1 pseudogene is annotated in these 674 nt (G+C 54.9%); it reads right to left on the bottom strand.

The features are described from left to right. Positions 1 to 674: pseudogene (locus B3Z75_RS09895) on the bottom strand (cation transporter); the annotation flags it as partial.

The raw sequence follows: 674 nt of genomic DNA, 5'->3' as shown, positions 1-674 counted from the left end.
TGCCTGTTCAGGTTGATTTCAATGTAGGGAGCTCCCACTGCGCGGTCGTAAAACACGGTAGAGGGCAAGACGGAAGGTACGTCTTTCAACGCCTCTTCCAGCGCTTTACCCCCTTGTTCGATGGCATCCAGGTTAGGTCCCGACACCTTCACGCCCATGGGGGCGCGCATGCCCGTGGAAAGCATCACGGTACGTGCTTCAATGGGTTGCAGTTTCGGAGCCGATGTGAGCCCGGGTATGTGGGACACATTGATGATCTCCTGCCAGATGTCGTCCTCGTTCCTGATTTCCGGGCGCCACTGCCTGAAATATTCACCTCCCCTGTCTGCAATCAGACTATCGGCCGGTATCAGCCTGAATCCGTCCTTGGGATTGTAGGTGGATTGATCGATCAGGACATAGGCTCCGTCTCGGTTGACTTTGAAGCGCTGGCGATGGCCATCCTCGTCGATGATAAACTCGGGACGGTAGTTGATGGTGTTTTCGAACATCTGGGTTGGTGCCGGGTCGAGTGCCGAATTGACCCGTCCCCATTTCCCCACGGTTGTCTCCACCTCGGGAATATTGCTGATACGCTTATCCAGTGTTTCAATGTACTGTAGGTTCTGTTCAATGCCGGTATGGGGCATGCTGGTGGGCATCAGCAGGAAAGATCCTTCGTTCAGGCTGGGCAT

The sequence above is a fragment of the Proteiniphilum sp. UBA1028 genome (assembly GCF_002316955.1).
Classification (GTDB): Bacteria; Bacteroidota; Bacteroidia; order Bacteroidales; family Dysgonomonadaceae; genus Proteiniphilum.
The sequence above is the reverse complement of the archived record's forward strand: the minus strand, read 5'-3'. Positions and strand labels throughout refer to the sequence as shown.